At 31.0% G+C, this 15,618-nt stretch carries 13 protein-coding genes and 2 tRNA genes; 10 read left to right on the top strand and 5 right to left on the bottom strand.

Annotation, left to right across the window (positions count from 1 at the left end; translation table 11 throughout):
* Nucleotides 1-86: 86 nt before the first annotated feature.
* From WHD08_RS14125 to WHD08_RS14115, 3 genes are all read right to left on the bottom strand, one after another.
* Nucleotides 87-1,571 carry a xylulokinase gene (locus tag WHD08_RS14125; RefSeq protein ID WP_208890392.1) on the bottom strand — a complete coding sequence of 495 codons (1,485 nt, stop codon included), beginning with the start codon at nt 1,569-1,571 and terminating at the stop codon, nt 87-89.
* 799 nt (nt 1,572-2,370) lie between these two features.
* Nucleotides 2,371-2,443: transfer RNA gene (locus WHD08_RS14120), tRNA-Met, on the bottom strand.
* Between the two features lie 222 nt (nt 2,444-2,665).
* Nucleotides 2,666-2,738: transfer RNA gene (locus WHD08_RS14115), tRNA-Met, on the bottom strand.
* Nucleotides 2,739-2,916: 178 nt separating this feature from the next.
* Here WHD08_RS14115 and era point away from each other — a divergent pair.
* Entirely contained in the window at nt 2,917-3,801 is an 885-nt protein-coding gene (era, locus tag WHD08_RS14110; protein WP_165731878.1) for a GTPase Era, read from the top strand.
* Between the two features lie 89 nt (nt 3,802-3,890).
* Here era and WHD08_RS14105 read toward each other — a convergent pair whose 3' ends face one another.
* Nucleotides 3,891-4,400, bottom strand: a complete 510-nt coding sequence (locus WHD08_RS14105) for a GTP-binding protein (RefSeq protein WP_165731877.1) — start codon at nt 4,398-4,400, stop codon at nt 3,891-3,893.
* Between the two features lie 176 nt (nt 4,401-4,576).
* Here WHD08_RS14105 and der point away from each other — a divergent pair, with 176 nt between their 5' ends.
* Nucleotides 4,577-5,887 (top strand): ribosome biogenesis GTPase Der, encoded by a 1,311-nt coding sequence (gene der, locus WHD08_RS14100; RefSeq protein WP_208891173.1) that lies wholly within the window; start codon nt 4,577-4,579, stop codon nt 5,885-5,887.
* A 78-nt stretch (nt 5,888-5,965) separates the two neighbouring features.
* Nucleotides 5,966-8,353, top strand: coding sequence for a GAF domain-containing protein (locus WHD08_RS14095; RefSeq protein ID WP_165731876.1), 2,388 nt, complete (start codon nt 5,966-5,968; stop codon nt 8,351-8,353).
* On the opposite strand, the gene WHD08_RS14090 is transcribed toward WHD08_RS14095, so the two are convergent.
* On the bottom strand, nt 8,350-9,552 hold the full coding sequence (locus WHD08_RS14090; protein WP_208890393.1) for a Pycsar system effector family protein: 1,203 nt from the start codon (nt 9,550-9,552) through the stop codon (nt 8,350-8,352). The genes WHD08_RS14095 and WHD08_RS14090 overlap by 4 nt on opposite strands.
* A gap of 191 nt (nt 9,553-9,743) precedes the next feature.
* Here WHD08_RS14090 and msrB point away from each other — a divergent pair, with 191 nt between their 5' ends.
* From msrB to WHD08_RS14055, 7 genes are all read left to right on the top strand, one after another.
* Nucleotides 9,744-10,190: a peptide-methionine (R)-S-oxide reductase MsrB gene (msrB, locus tag WHD08_RS14085; protein WP_208890394.1), complete on the top strand. Its 447-nt coding sequence runs from the start codon at nt 9,744-9,746 to the stop codon at nt 10,188-10,190.
* 112 nt (nt 10,191-10,302) lie between these two features.
* Nucleotides 10,303-10,839, top strand: coding sequence for a peptide-methionine (S)-S-oxide reductase MsrA (gene msrA, locus WHD08_RS14080; protein ID WP_165731873.1), 537 nt, complete (start codon nt 10,303-10,305; stop codon nt 10,837-10,839).
* 55 nt (nt 10,840-10,894) lie between these two features.
* Complete coding sequence (locus WHD08_RS14075) at nt 10,895-12,301, top strand: FAD-dependent oxidoreductase (protein WP_208890395.1); 1,407 nt, start codon at nt 10,895-10,897, stop codon at nt 12,299-12,301.
* A 1-nt stretch (nt 12,302) separates the two neighbouring features.
* Nucleotides 12,303-12,539 carry a glutaredoxin family protein gene (locus WHD08_RS14070; RefSeq protein WP_165731871.1) on the top strand — a complete coding sequence of 79 codons (237 nt, stop codon included), beginning with the start codon at nt 12,303-12,305 and terminating at the stop codon, nt 12,537-12,539.
* A complete protein-coding gene (locus WHD08_RS14065; RefSeq protein WP_165732032.1) occupies nt 12,539-14,095 on the top strand; it encodes a protein adenylyltransferase SelO in 1,557 nt (518 codons plus the stop codon). Before WHD08_RS14070 ends, WHD08_RS14065 begins: the two co-directional genes overlap by 1 nt.
* Before the next feature lie 65 nt (nt 14,096-14,160).
* Nucleotides 14,161-15,105, top strand: a complete 945-nt coding sequence (locus tag WHD08_RS14060; RefSeq protein ID WP_165731870.1) for an aldo/keto reductase — start codon at nt 14,161-14,163, stop codon at nt 15,103-15,105.
* On the top strand, nt 15,096-15,614 hold the full coding sequence (locus WHD08_RS14055; RefSeq protein WP_165731869.1) for a peptide-methionine (S)-S-oxide reductase: 519 nt from the start codon (nt 15,096-15,098) through the stop codon (nt 15,612-15,614). The genes WHD08_RS14060 and WHD08_RS14055 overlap by 10 nt, the downstream gene beginning before the upstream one ends.
* Nucleotides 15,615-15,618: the final 4 nt, after the last annotated feature.

The raw sequence follows: 15,618 nt of genomic DNA, 5'->3' as shown, positions 1-15,618 counted from the left end.
GATTGCAGTGGAAATCCTTTTTATGAGGTACGAATAAAAAGATTAGAATGAAAATCCCGACCTTTTTAGGTAACGCCCAAAAAATTTTATTGATTATTTAATACGAGTTCTAATTCTTTTTTCCAATTTGCATAGGCTTCTAAGTATGGTTTTTTATCTTTAAAAGGCATAAAAGTCATAACGTGATCATTGTCCATAATTACTTTTCCAAAGGCTTCAAAATCGCCTTTGTGTAAATTTGCTGCTCTTGCGGCACCAATAGCCCCTGTAGTATTGTAAATTTCTATTTCTTGTTCTATTAGAGTGGCCACTGTATTTGCAAATATTTCTGAACGGAATAAATTGTCGTTTCCTGCCCTAATAACGCTAGGCTTAATTCCGTCTGATTTCATAATTTCCATACCGTACACAAATGAGAATGCGATGCCCTCTAAAGCAGCTCTACACATGTGCCCTTTGTGATGGTTATTAAGGTTCATGTTTACAATACGAGTACCAATTTCTTTGTTATTTAGCATGCGCTCTGCTCCGTTACCAAACGGAATTAAACAAACTCCATCTGAACCTACAGGAATTTCTGATGCTAAAATATTCATCTCTTCATAAGAGTCTACTGCTAGATTATTTAACAACCAGCGATACTGAATTCCGGCTCCGTTGATGTTTAAAAGTTTTCCGATTATTGTATTTGATTTTGTATAATTTACGTGTGCAAAATTATTTACACGTGTACTTTCTTTTCCTGATAAACTTTCTGTAACTGCATACACAACACCAGATGTACCACCTGTTGCAGCAACTTCTCCTGGATTAAATACGTTTAATGAAAGTGCATTATTTGGCTGATCCCCTGCTCTATAAAGAATTGGAGTTCCTGCAGCAATTCCGCTTTCTACTTCTCCTTTTTCATCTACTAAAGATTGAATACTAAAAGTATCTACGATATCAGGTACTAAATCTTTATTGATTCCATAATGTGTTAAAAGAAAATCTGCAATTGTATTTTCCTTGAAATCCCAAAAAATGCCTTCCGATAAGCCAGAAATAGTAGTATTTATTTTATTTGAAAATTTAAAAGCAACATAATCTCCAGGCAACATAAATTTATGAATATGACTGTAGATAACTGGTTCATTTTCTTGTACCCATTTTAATTTTGATGCTGTAAAATTTGCTGGAGAGTTTAATAAATGAGAAGCACACTTTTTTTCACCAATCTCATTAAACGCATTATTTCCTATTGTTACAGCTCTACTATCGCACCAAATAATACTTTTACGAAGTGGATTTCCTTTTTTATCTACTAAAACCAAACCGTGCATTTGATATGAAATACCAATACCTTTAATTTGGGTTCTACTTATATTGTATTCTTTTTTTAATTTGGCAATTGCGTTGCAAATATGCAGCCACCAATCGTTTGGTTTTTGTTCTGCCCAACCATTTTTTTGAGCAAACATGCCCATTTCTTCTTTAGGTTCTTGTACAACTCCTAAACTTTTTCCTGTTTCTACTTCTACTAAAGCAGCTTTTATAGAAGAACTCCCAATGTCTAATCCTAAATAATACAAACCTTCTTGTTTTAAGTTAAAAAAAATGGCTTAATAAAGTTTATAATTCTTAAGCCTTTTATCGAGTAATAAAATTACTTTTAAACCCAATAAGCCAATAACAAAAAACGTGCATGATGTATTATAGAATATGCAAATTGCCCTATTAACAAAGAAAAAAATTAGATTACCTCTTATTATAGACAGGGAGAAGATTAAAAAATCAGAAAAACTGGAATGATTATTTGCGTAAACTTTACAGTGTTAATAGTTCTGTTTTTTATTGTTTTTATTTGGAACGCAATTCACTATTATATCATTCCTTTCAATAAAATACTTTTTGGCTTTTCTGTGATAAATATGGAATATCTTTTAGTCATTCTGGATCAAGAATAAAATCTTGGGAGAATGTTATCATTGAAAAAAAGTAATTAGATTCTGAATACAGAATTAGCCCGCTATTTATTCTCCGAAGAGCTATTAGAATACTTTGATACCGTAGCAAAAAATACTACATGTAATTAAACTCACTTCTATTTAGACAATAAAAAACATACTTCCAAAAAATGCCACTGTTAAATAGAAATAATTTTAAAGTCAAAGTTCTTCCTTCTTATTTTACTCCAAAACTTTTTGTGTTGATGCGTCCAGTCCAATATCTTTTTTAGAGATGCTTTGAAAATAATTTAGATTAAAACCAAATGCAAGTATTTATTAGCGGCAGTAATTCAGTTTTGAAAACTAACTAATTCTGTACCTATTCTGTACCCATTGTAATAAAAAAAGGCTTCACATTTCTGTGAAGCCTTGCTATACTTAGTAGCGGGAACTGGACTCGAACCAGTGACCTTCGGGTTATGAGCCCGACGAGCTACCTACTGCTCTATCCCGCGATATTGTTTCAGAAATAACAACTTAGCTTTTAACTTTCGAATCATAAAATCGACCCGTTATTTCCGGCGGCAAATATACAACTTAATTAGAGAATTGTGCTCTTTTTAAATAAAAAATATAAATATATTTTTTATTTATCCATTTTCAACAAAAAATCAACCTTCAAAAATAAAAATTAAAGTAAAAAAAAAGAGTAATCATTGCTGATTACTCTTTGCTAGTAGCGGGAACTGGACTCGAACCAGTGACCTTCGGGTTATGAGCCCGACGAGCTACCTACTGCTCTATCCCGCGATATTGTTTCAGAAATAACAACTTAGCTTTCAACTTTCGAATCATAAAATCGACCGTTATTTCCGACTGCAAATATACATCTTTATTAAATAACTGACCAAACTTTTTTTTACTTTTTTAAAACATTTTTTAATACACTAAATTCTAATCAAATATAAAAAGGAATTATCTTTGCACTATGACGCATAAAGCAGGTTTTGTAAATATTATCGGAAATCCTAACGTAGGTAAATCAACATTAATGAATGCCCTAGTAGGTGAAAAGCTGTCTATCATAACAGCAAAGGCACAAACAACGAGGCATAGAATCTTAGGAATTGTAAATGAAGACGACTTTCAGATTGTCTTTTCCGATACTCCGGGTATTCTAAAACCTGCCTACGAGTTGCAGTCTTCTATGATGGATTTTGTAAAATCTGCCTTTGAAGATGCAGATGTACTTATCTATATGGTAGAAGTTGGTGAAAAAGAATTAAAAAATGAAGCTTTCTTTAAAAGAATCATCCATAGTGAAATTCCTGTAATCTTATTATTGAATAAAATAGATAAGTCTTCTCAGGAAGAAGTGGAAGAAAAAATTGAATATTGGAAAAATAAAGTTCCGAATGCTGAAGTGTTTGTAATTTCTGCATTAGAGAAATTTAATGTTCCTGCGGTTTTCGATAAAATAAAAGAATTATTACCAGAAGGTCCTGCTTTTTATCCGAAGGATCAATTAACAGATAAACCTGAACGTTTTTTTGTAAATGAAAAAATTAGAGAGAAAATTCTAATGCATTATAAAAAAGAGATTCCGTATTCTGTAGAGGTAGAAACTGAAGAATTTATAGAGGAAGAAAATATTGTGAGAATTCGTTCTATTATTATGGTAGAAAGAGAAACTCAAAAAGGAATTATCATTGGTCATAAAGGATCTGCACTAAAACGTGTTGGTGCAGAAGCTAGAAAAGATTTAGAAAAATTCTTTGAGAAAAAAGTTTTTATAGAACTATATGTAAAGGTTAATAAAAACTGGCGTAGCGATAAAACGCAACTAAAACGTTTTGGCTATAATCAAGGTTAAATAAGAAAGAACTCTATAAAACCTATTCTTAAAATATCATTCCCGTTAATGTTGCTTGTAACAGATAAAAACGGGAATGAAGTTAATATTTATTGCTCAATAATAGTGATTAACAGATTGTGCAATTCTTTCATTTGATTTTTTCCAGTCTCTTTACCTATACTTCCTAAAAAGTATAATAACAACCATATTAAAGGTAGCGCAACCAATATAGCAATAGGAAACACCAAACTCTCTCCTAAACGATATTGCACATAAGCGAACACTCCTACTCCTAAAAACAAGGTAGCTACCACAAAATGGACAAACATAAAAAGTGTCCACACTTGTGGTTTTGGCCCAAATAGTCCTTTTAAGGTAGAAGAGTTCTTATCTACTTTTACAATTTCGAAATGCAATTGTGGCGACCAAAAATGACTTTTTCTCACAGGAATATCAATAAACACATGTTTATCTGCAACATTACTCCTATATATACAAGCATCACTTTTTAGATACGTTGTAATTCTTTCTAGCAATTCTTCAGGATTCTCTTTTAAATCAATAGAAAATCTAGGCCTTAAAAAAAAATCACTATTCCTTTTTTCTTGAATACTCATTAAATTGATATTATTTTTTAAATGTAATTAAAAATTCCATTTTGATAACAATTCAAGCAAAAATCAATAGAAAAACAAGATAAACTTCGTTAGATTTTTTCAGTATTTTAAAGACTTTATTTTTTACATCTTTCTTACAAGCTTAAATTGTATCTTTGCAAAAATTTTCAATAGAGATGAACAGTATTGTTGCCATTGTAGGAAGACCAAATGTAGGAAAGTCAACGCTTTTTAATAGACTGGTACAAAGAAGAGAAGCCATTGTAGATTCTGTAAGCGGAGTTACAAGAGATAGACATTATGGGAAATCTGACTGGAATGGTAAAGAATTTTCAGTAATTGACACTGGTGGATACATTACTGGTTCTGATGATATCTTTGAAGGTGAAATTAGAAAACAAGTAAATCTTGCCATTGATGAAGCAGATTTAATTGTTTTTGTAGTAAATGTAGAAGACGGAATTACACCTATGGATGCGGAGGTTGCTAAACTTTTACGCAAGGTTAAAAAACCAATTTTTACGGTAGTTAATAAAGTTGATAACGCAATGCGTGAACCTGATGCTATAGAGTTTTACAACTTAGGCTTGGGTGAATACTATACAATTGCTTCTATTAACGGAAGTGGAACTGGAGAATTATTAGATGCACTAGCAGAAAAAATGCCAGAACCAGAAGCAGTAGATTTAGAAGAAGAAGCTTTACCAAGATTTGCAATTGTTGGAAGACCAAATGCAGGTAAATCATCATTTATAAACGCTTTAATTGGCGAAGACAGAAATATTGTTACCAATATTGCGGGTACTACAAGAGATTCTATCGATACGAAATACAACCGTTTTGGTTTCGACTTTAATTTAGTTGATACTGCCGGAATTCGTAAAAAATCGAAAGTAAAAGAAGATTTAGAATTTTATTCTGTAATGCGTGCTGTACGTACCATTGAATATTCTGATGTTATTGTTTTAGTGGTAGATGCAACTCGTGGTTTTGAAGGTCAGGATCAAAATATATTTTGGTTGGCAGAAAAAAACAGAAAAGGAGTTGTAATCTTAATTAATAAATGGGATTTAATAGAGAAGGAAACCAATACCATGCGAGATTTTGAAGCAATGGTAAGAAAACAAATTGAACCATTTACAGATGTGCCAATTGTATTTATTTCTGCTTTAACTAAACAACGTTTGTTTAAAGCGATTGAAACTGCAGTAGAAGTTTTTCAAAAAAGAAAGACTAAAATACAAACGAGTAAGTTTAATGAAACCATGTTAGATATCATTAAAACTTCTCCGCCTCCTGCAATAAAAGGAAAGTTTGTAAAAATCAAATACTGTATGCAATTGCCTACGCAAACACCGCAATTTGTATTTTTCTGTAACTTACCACAATATGTTAGAGATTCTTACAGACGTTTTCTTGAAAACAAATTAAGAGATATTTACGATTTTTCTGGAGTACCAATTACTATTTATTTTAGACAGAAATAAACCTATTCTGTAACTTTTGTTACTTTTATACGTCTAAGACAATAGTAATATTGTAATTATATATTCTATCTATAAGGCATGAAAATTATTGAATCGAAGTTAGTAGCTGAAACGGATTTACCATTACAACTAAACGTATCTTTTAACAAGATTTTTGACTTGTTTAAAAAGTATGCGGATATAGAGTATGCAAAACATCCATATCATAGTTCTGCTAAAAAAATGGTGCAATTAATTAACAAGCATCCAGAATTAAATGATGGTTTTTCTGATTACTCTTTATTAGATAAGTATAAAGAACAGATAGATTTACTACTAAACCCCTTATTTCCAGAACCTTTATTATTAAACGAAATAAAAGCAGCAAGTATCCCTTTCTCTTTTACTTCTTTTAAATTTACAAATCGTTTTGAAAATATTTTAAAAAATGCAGGTGAAAACTACGAATTAAATGTTCGTAATTTTGAAGAAGATAGTATGTACATTATGGCATGTACATTTATTTTAAGCTTTGTACATGGTTTTAATGTTGATTTAAAAAGACCCTTCTATTTTGATATTCCAGATAATACAACTGGAACAATGAAATATTATAGAACCACCTTTAATGGAGATTTTTCTGATATTACAGCTACAGAAAACGCACCTAAACTAACAGAAAAAGACTTTAAAGAATTACTGAACAACTTCGATAATATAGCCTTATGGAAAGAGAAATTCCCTCCAAATAGTTATATTTTTAAAGGATTCGGACTTATTAGTTTGTTTGATGTTACTTCAGAAGAAATGCTGTCTTCTATTAAAGCAAACTTATTAGAAGGCGGACAAGATTTAATTCCGAAGCTTCAAAGTAACTTAAGAGATTTTTACAGTATTAGAGATTTAAAATTAGGGTATTCTATTTTTGATAACGTAAATACCAAAATTTGTGAAACGCAGGTTAATAAATCCAATAGTTTAATTTTAAACCATGGAATAGAAATAAATTGCGACTCTGGCTACTTTTGCAACACCATTATGCAAAAAGTTTTTAAAGATCATGAAACTTATATCATTTCTGATGTAGCAGATTATGGCGTAAAAACAGGCAACAACCTTTTTTCTAAGAATCTTCAAGAAAACAACATTCAGAGTATCATATTAATTCCTATTAAAGCAACAAATAATGGAGATTTGGCTTTATTAGAAATTGCTTCACCAAGAGCCTATGATTTAAACTCTGTAAACATCAATAAATTAAAAGATATTATCCCTGTTTTTGAAGCTGCTGTTAAAAGAACTTCAGAAGAGCGTCAAAATATATTAGAAGCTACCATTCAAGAAAATTATACATCCATTCACAGTTCTGTAAAATGGCGTTTCTATGAAGCCGCAGAAAAATACCATACTGCTCGTCAAACCAATACCAACGCAAAATTAGATGAAATTGTATTTAATGATGTGTATCCGTTGTTTGGACAAAGTGATATAAAAGGATCTTCTGTTGCTAGAAATAAAGCAATTCAAGAAGATTTAACCACGCAATTAACCTTAGCAATTACAGTTTTAAAAGATGCTTGTAAAACAGAAAAACTCCCTATTTATAATGAGTTAATGTTTAGGGTTACTTCTTATTTAAATGATGTAAAAGAAGGTTTAAACGCAGGTGATGAAATAAGTATTTTAGACTTTTTAAATAGAGAAATTTACCCTGTTTTTAATCATATCAACAAAATTAGCACAGAACTTTCTCAGAAAGTGAGTGTTTATATGAAACGTTTAGATAAAAATCTAAATGTAGTGTATGAAAAAAGGAAAGAATACGAGAATAGCGTTACACTTTTAAATGATAAACTAGCACAGTTCTTAGACAACAAACAAAAGCAAGCCCAAGAAATGTTTCCTCATTATTTTGAGCGATACAAAACAGATGGTGTAGAGTACAACATGTACATTGGACAGGCGATTACAAAAAAGAAAAAGTTTGATGATCTGTATTTGTACAACCTTCGTTTATGGCAGTTACAGACGACTTATGAAATGGAAAACTTAGCATTTTATGAGCGTAAAAACATGCAACATGATTTACAAGTTGCTTCCTTAATTCTAGTACATAGCAATGCAATGGCTATTAAATTTAGAATGGATGAAAAGCAATTTGATGTAGATGGAGCTTACAATATTAGATACGAAATTATTAAAAAGAGAATTGACAAAGCAAACATAAAAGGAACAAATGAACGTTTAACAGTTCCTGGAAAAATTGCAATTGTGTATTCTCAAGATAAAGACGCTATAGAATACATCAAATACATTAATTACTTACAATCTAAAAATCAATTAGGAAAAATTGAATTTTTAGAATTGGAAGATTTACAAGGTGCTTCTGGTTTAAAAGCATTGCGTGTGGAAGTTAAATATCAAGAACATTTTGATGAAAACAAAACCATCACTTTTAACGATTTGATAAAAGAAATTGAGGCCTAAATAGCCGTATCTAAACTATAAAAAGAAATTACAAAAGCCAAGACACTTACTATAATACCAATCATAAAAACGGTATATGTAATTCTTAATATTTTATATTTCCTATTTAAAACAAGTCCAAGAAAATACAAATCTTTGGTTAAAGAGCTATACAAATAATCTCTGTCTTGCATCATTTCTTGAATTCCCCACTCAAAATCAGGTAATTTCATTTGATGAAAATTCCCAAAAAATAGTAAATTCACCTTTTTATTAGCCACATCTTCCTTTGTAAACTTTCCTTCAGTAACATTAGGTCTTGTAGCTAAAATAGATAATATAATAGAGGCTACTGTAAAAAATATAAATATAATTGTTGGTATTATTAAAAAGCTGTTCGAAGGTTTATCTAATTTTGGGAGTAAAGTAGATAAGGCCAAAGAAACAATAATGGCATTTACAGAAAGTAAAATATTTGCTTTTGTATCTGCAATATTACTTAATGTCATATGATTTTTTAAAGCCACTCTAAACATGGTTTCTACACCTCTTTCTGGAACTTCAACTTTATTTTTCTTCAACTTTAACGTTTCTTTCTTCTGATTAAACTTCGCTAAATTTTCTTTTATTTTATGTTGATTTTTCAACAACTTAGCTACATTCTTATTTTTTCCTTTACTCCAATTTTTTAAAGCATAATCTGTATGATATTTATGCTCCTTTGTTAAAAAATTAATATTTAGTGCAATCCATTCAGTATCTAAAAATTTCTTATTTTCTATACTTTCCCATTCTTTTCTTAACAACTCCAACTTGTCTATAAAGCTTTTACTTCCTAGATGCGCACAATCTGCATCCATTATAATCTGCTCTAATTGATTATCAGGTTGATTCCCCATTTTAGTGGCTAAAATCAATTTAGAGATTACAGCTACTCTTCCAGCATCAACATTATTTTCATTTAAAAAATTGGTTGCTATTTTTACACTTTCAGATTCATGATTTTTTGCATCTTTTATAAATCCGGTATCATGAAACAAAGCTGCAAGCTGTAAATTTTCTTTAGAAATTGCATCTATATTTAAATTTTCTGCAAGTTCTGTTGTATAAGCAAACACATCTTGTGTATGTGTTATATTATGATATACATAAACAGCATCTAACTCCTTATTTAATAAATTAAAAACATATTTTTCTGCATCTAAAACTAATGTGTTCATTGTAAAATTATTTTATATATAAATAGGAAGAAATGATCATTTGCTCTACCACTTTATCAATATTGGTCGTAAATTTATGTTTTGCTTTCAACAGCTTACAAATTAACAATTATTTGTAATGTAACAAGTGTTTTTACGTCTAAAAAAACTATTAACATTATAGTACTAATTTAAAAAGAAAAGAAACAAATATGCTTACTTGGAAAGAAATTATCAACTTTAGTGTAAAAGGAAATCCAACTCCAGATAAAAGAGTTGAAAAGTCCGAAAAAGAATGGAGAGCTCAATTAACTGCAGAACAATTTAGAATTACAAGACAAAAAGGTACAGAAAGACCACATACAGGCGCTTTGTGTAGTATTTATGATGAAGGCCAATACAACTGTGTTTGTTGCAATACTCCTTTATTTGATTCTACCATAAAATTCGATTCTAGTTCTGGTTGGCCAAGTTTTACGCAACCTATTAAAGAAAATGCCATTAAATATCATAAAGATGTTTCTTTTGGTATGGTTCGGGTTGAAGTGATGTGCAATACTTGCGATGGTCATTTAGGTCACGTTTTTCCTGATGGACCGGAACCAAGCGGATTGCGTTATTGTATTAACTCTGAATCGATGGTTATTGATAAAAAATAATTTAATTTTAAAAACAGTCTAATGTCATTCCGAACGAGGAACGAGGAGGAATCTTATTATTTATTTAGAGATTACCTCGTCATTCTTCCTCGTAATGACAAAGAAAACATAAATGAATAAAAATTTACAAGTTGCTACTTTAGGAGGTGGCTGTTTTTGGTGTACAGAAGCTGTATTTCAAGAAGTAAAAGGTGTAGAAGAAGTAGTTTCTGGTTATGCAGGTGGCAATGTTCCTGGAGAACCAACTTACAGAGAAATTTGCTCTGGCTTAACAGGTCATGCAGAAGTAATTCAAATAACGTACGATGCAAATGTAATTTCGTATGAAGATGTTTTAGTCATTTTTATGACAACGCACGATCCTACAACCTTAAATCAACAAGGAGCAGATAGAGGAACTCAATATAGGTCTGTGGTTTTTTATCATGATGAAAATCAACAAAAAATTGCTTCAGAAGTTTTAAAACAGATTCAAGATTATTATAATGATAAGATAGTAACTGAGTTAAGTGCTTTACCTATTTTTTATAAAGCAACAGAAGAACATCAAAATTATTATAGAGAAAATACACAACAAGGGTATTGTAGTTTTGTTATTGAGCCAAAATTAGCTAAATTGAGAAAATTACATGCAGATAAATTAAACTAATAAAATAGGTTTTAGGTTGTGGCTAATCTAAAATCTATTTATAATCCACAAAAAAATGACTGAGATTTTACTATACGGCGCAGATTGGTGTCCAGATTGCAGAAGAGCAAAAACGTATTTAAAAGAAAACAACATAGAGTTTACTTTTGTGGATGTAGATTTAGATAAGGAAGCAACTGCAAAAGTAGAAGCTATTAACAACGGAAAACGTATTATTCCTACACTTATAATTAGAGGAAAATCATACACAAACCCTAACAACGTAGAATTAGCTTCAGTTTTAGGAATCAACGAAGTTGGTAACGTTCAGTTATTTGGTGCAGATTGGTGTCCAGATTGTAGAAGAGCAAAAAGCTTTTTAACAGATAATGGTATCAATTTCGATTTTGTGGATGTAGACAAATACAATTGGGCAACTAAAAAAGTAGAAGAAATTAACAACGGAAAACGCATTATTCCTACCGTTTTAATTGATGATGTTCCTTATACAAACCCAGATAACGTAAAATTAACTGAGCTTCTTTCTATCAATGTAGAAAAAGAACATAAAGTTTTTGACACCATTATTATTGGTGGTGGTGCTGCAGGTTTAACAACATCTATTTATGCGCAAAGAGATCGCTTTGATACGTTAATTTTAGAAAAATCCACCATAGGTGGAAATGCCTTTTTAACAGAAAAAATTGAAAACTATCCTGGTTTTACTTCTATTTCTGGTCCTAAATTAATGGAAAAGATGGAAGATCAAGCCAAGACATACGGCGCTGTTATTAAAACAGGTGAAGAAGTTATTGGTATAGAGAAAAAGGATAATTTATTTTCGATAGAGACAAAAGGAACTACCTATTTAGGTAAATCGGTTGTTTTATCAACAGGTTCTACGTATAGAAAATTAGGCATCCCAAATGAAGAAGAATTAATTGGATCTGGAATCCATTTTTGTGCAACTTGTGATGGTGCTTTTTATAGAGACAAAGATATTATTGTAATTGGTGGTGGAAATTCTGCTTTAGAAGAAGGTATCTTTTTAGCTGGTTTTTGTAAAAGCGTAAAAATAGTAAACCGATCAGAAAACTTTTCTGCATCTGAAACCTATGTAGAAAAACTAAAGAGTATTGATAATATTTCTACCTATATGAATAAAACTTCTTTAGAATTTATTTCTGATGAAAAAGAATTATTTAAAGCTTTAAAAGTAAAAGACAATGCTACCAACGAAGAATCTTTATTAGAAGCAGATGGTGTATTTATTTTTATTGGATTGATTCCAAATACACAATCTTTTAAAGGAATTGTAGATTTAGACAAAAGAGGTTTTATACAAACCACAGCATTAGCACAAACTTCTGTTGATGGAATTTTTGCTGCCGGAGATTGTAGAGAAGGTGCAATTGCTCAAGTAGCCGCTGCCACCGGAGAAGGCGTTTTAGCAAGTTACGGAATTAGAAGTTTTTTAAAATAAAATGATTAAATTATTTGGCACAGAAAGCTGCCATAAAACCCAATATTATAAAACATTTTTAGAAACGCGTAATTTAAATTACGCGTTTTTAGATGTTAAAAAGAATGAACTTTTTGCAGAAGAATTACGTAACTTGTATGAAAATAGAAAATTAAACTTTCCTACAATTACTATTAATGATAAAAAATTAAGAAATCCTTCTGATAAAGATTTGATTAAATGGATTGACACATTATGATGAAACTAAATATAAAAGACACTTTTACTTCAGAACTGCCTTCAGATTCTAATTTAGAAAACTCAAGAAGACAAGTAGAAAACGCTGCTTTTTCTTATGCAAATCCAAAGAAAACAGCAAAACCAGAAGTACTACACGTTTCACAAGAAATGGCTACTGAATTGGGTATTTCTGAGGAAGAAACAAAATCAGAATTCTTTAAAAATATTGTTACTGGAAACGAGATTTATCCGAATACAAAACCCTTTGCAATGTGTTATGGCGGACATCAATTTGGCAATTGGGCAGGACAATTAGGCGACGGAAGAGCTATTAATTTATTTGAAGTTGAACATCAAAGTAAGAACTGGAAAGTACAGTTAAAGGGTGCTGGGGAAACTCCGTATTCTAGAACTGCAGATGGTTTGGCGGTTTTACGTTCATCCGTAAGAGAATATTTATGTGCAGAAGCTATGTTTTATTTAAACGTACCAACCACAAGGTCTTTGTCTTTAAGTTTGTCTGGTGATACTGTTTTACGTGATGTTTTATACGATGGAAATCCAGCGTATGAAAAAGGTGCCATTGTTTCTAGAATTTCGCCAAGTTTTTTACGTTTTGGAAGCTTCGAGATTTTTGCAGCTAGAAAAGACACAGAGAATTTAACGAAGTTAGTTGATTACACTATCAAACATCATTTTCCGCATTTAGGAGCTCCATCAAAAGAAAGTTATATCAACTTTTTTAAGGAAGTTTCTGAGCGTACTTTAAAAATGATTATCGATTGGCAACGTGTTGGTTTTGTACACGGAGTAATGAATACGGACAACATGTCTATCTTAGGTTTAACCATAGATTTTGGTCCTTATGGTTGGTTAGAAGGCTTTGATTTTGGCTGGACACCAAATACAACCGACAGTCAACACAAACGTTACCGTTACGGAAATCAACCAAATATTGGTTTGTGGAACTTGTATCAACTAGCAAATGCTTTGTATCCGATCATTGAAGAAGTAGATCCTTTAAATGCAATTTTAGAGCAATATAAAATCGATTTTGAAGTACAATCTTTACAGATGATGAAATCGAAGTTAGGTTTGGTTTCTTCGGATGATGACGATTTAAATTTGATACAAGAATTAGAAGATAATTTACAATTGGTAGAAACAGACATGACTATTTTCTTTAGAAATTTAAGTCGTTTTGTTGATGAAACAACTGCCTTTAAATTAATCGAAGCTGCTTTTTATGATGTAGAAAATATTTCTGACGAAGTAAAAAATAGATGGAATACTTGGTTTAAAAAATATGCTAATAGACTGGCTATAGAACGAATTTCATCAGAAGAAAGAAAAGAACAAATGAATTTGGTAAATCCTAAATATGTGCTTAGAAACTATATGTCTCAAATGGCAATTGACGAAGCAGATAATGGAAATTACACTTTAATTGATGAATTGTTTCAACTATTAAAAAAACCATATGCAGAACAACCAAAAAGCGAAAAATGGTTTGCAAAAAGACCAGAATGGGCACGGAATAAAGTAGGTTGCTCTATGTTATCTTGTAGCTCATAAAACTATATACAATTAAGACCTCACAGGTTTTAAAAACCTGTGAGGTCTCTTAAAATAATACAAATATGAAATTAGGATTAGGAACCGCCGCTTTAGGAAGACCACAATACATTAATGTTCGTACAGAAAATTGTGACAACTCCAACTTAGCAGCCTTTAGAAAACAAAGTTTTGCAGTTTTAGAAGAAGCGTATAATTTAGGAATTCGTTATTTTGATACTGCTCCTGGTTATGGTTTGGCAGAAGAATTAGTCTTAGAATGGGTGCAAACGAAAAACGACAACACTATTGAAATCGCCACAAAATGGGGTTATACCTATACCGCCAATTTTGACGCGAACGCAACGGTTCATGAAGTAAAGGAACATAGTTTGTCTAAATTAAATGAGCAATGGATTTTTTCTAAACAACTCCTGCCCTATTTGAAAGTGTATCAAATTCATTCTGCAACTTTAGAAACTGGGGTTTTAGAAAACAAGGACGTTTTAGAGCGATTGGCTTTCTTAAAAAAAGAACACAATCTAAAAATAGGATTGACCACCACAGGAACCAACCAGGTTGAAGTAATTAAAAAAGCACTGAATGTTTTGGTTGATGGAAAACAAGTATTTGATTTATTTCAGGTGACTTATAATTTTTTAGACCAAAGTTTACAAGAAGTTTTAGAAGAATTAGTTCATCAAAATAAATCGATTGTCATTAAAGAGGCTTTGGCAAATGGAAGAGTTTTTAAGAATGAAAGCTATCCTCATTACGCTAAAATGTATGCAACTTTAGAAAACTTAGCTAAAAAACACCAAGTTGGTGTTGATGCTATTTCTCTAAAATATTGCGAGCAAACAATTCCGGAAAGTATTGTTTTAAGCGGAGCAAGTTCAACAGAACAACTAAAAGAAAATCTAAAACTGAATTCTTTTACCTTGTCTGCTGATGAAATTGAAACACTAGACGCTTTAAAAGTTGCTCCTGAACCATATTGGACAGAACGCAAGCAATTGGCATGGAATTAACCAAAGTTGCTTTTGGTGGTGGTTGTCATTGGTGTACAGAAGCTGTTTTTCAAACCTTAATTGGTGTAGAAAAAGTGGAACAAGGTTGGGTTGCATCGACTGAAAATAATAATACATTTTCTGAAGCAGTTATTGTGTATTTTAATACTGATAAAATCAATTTAAAAACATTGATTGAAATTCATTTATTAACGCATAAAAGTACGAGTGATCATTCCATGAGAACAAAATACCGTTCTGCGGTTTATTATTTTTCCAATCAACAAAAAGAAGATAGCTTAAAAATAATTGAAGAATTACAAATCAGTTTTAAAGATAAAATTATTACAAAAGTATTAACGTTTAAAGAGTTTAAACCGAATACTGCTGAATTTCAAAATTATTACCAATCAAATCCTGATAAACCTTTTTGTCAGAATTACATCAACCCTAAGTTGACATTTTTATTACAGCAATTCTCGGAAAAGATAGACAAACGTAAAGTTGCTCATCTTATTTCGACTACCTAAAAAA

This window comes from Polaribacter sejongensis, assembly GCF_038024065.1.
GTDB classification, from domain to species: Bacteria; Bacteroidota; Bacteroidia; order Flavobacteriales; family Flavobacteriaceae; genus Polaribacter; species Polaribacter sejongensis.
Note: the sequence above shows the minus strand (reverse complement) of the source record. Positions and strands in the feature narration are given on the sequence as shown.

Excerpts from the sequence above, each read along its gene's own strand:
- era (WP_165731878.1), top strand. The coding sequence starts at position 2,917 with ATGACGCATAAAGCAGGTTTTGTAAATATTATCGGAAATCCTAACGTA.
- WHD08_RS14105 (WP_165731877.1), bottom strand. The coding sequence starts at position 4,400 with ATGAGTATTCAAGAAAAAAGGAATAGTGATTTTTTTTTAAGGCCTAGA.
- der (WP_208891173.1), top strand. The coding sequence starts at position 4,577 with ATGAACAGTATTGTTGCCATTGTAGGAAGACCAAATGTAGGAAAGTCA.
- WHD08_RS14095 (WP_165731876.1), top strand. The coding sequence starts at position 5,966 with ATGAAAATTATTGAATCGAAGTTAGTAGCTGAAACGGATTTACCATTA.
- WHD08_RS14090 (WP_208890393.1), bottom strand. The coding sequence starts at position 9,552 with ATGAACACATTAGTTTTAGATGCAGAAAAATATGTTTTTAATTTATTA.
- msrB (WP_208890394.1), top strand. The coding sequence starts at position 9,744 with ATGCTTACTTGGAAAGAAATTATCAACTTTAGTGTAAAAGGAAATCCA.
- msrA (WP_165731873.1), top strand. The coding sequence starts at position 10,303 with ATGAATAAAAATTTACAAGTTGCTACTTTAGGAGGTGGCTGTTTTTGG.
- WHD08_RS14075 (WP_208890395.1), top strand. The coding sequence starts at position 10,895 with ATGACTGAGATTTTACTATACGGCGCAGATTGGTGTCCAGATTGCAGA.
- WHD08_RS14070 (WP_165731871.1), top strand. The coding sequence starts at position 12,303 with ATGATTAAATTATTTGGCACAGAAAGCTGCCATAAAACCCAATATTAT.
- WHD08_RS14065 (WP_165732032.1), top strand. The coding sequence starts at position 12,539 with ATGAAACTAAATATAAAAGACACTTTTACTTCAGAACTGCCTTCAGAT.
- WHD08_RS14060 (WP_165731870.1), top strand. The coding sequence starts at position 14,161 with ATGAAATTAGGATTAGGAACCGCCGCTTTAGGAAGACCACAATACATT.
- WHD08_RS14055 (WP_165731869.1), top strand. The coding sequence starts at position 15,096 with ATGGAATTAACCAAAGTTGCTTTTGGTGGTGGTTGTCATTGGTGTACA.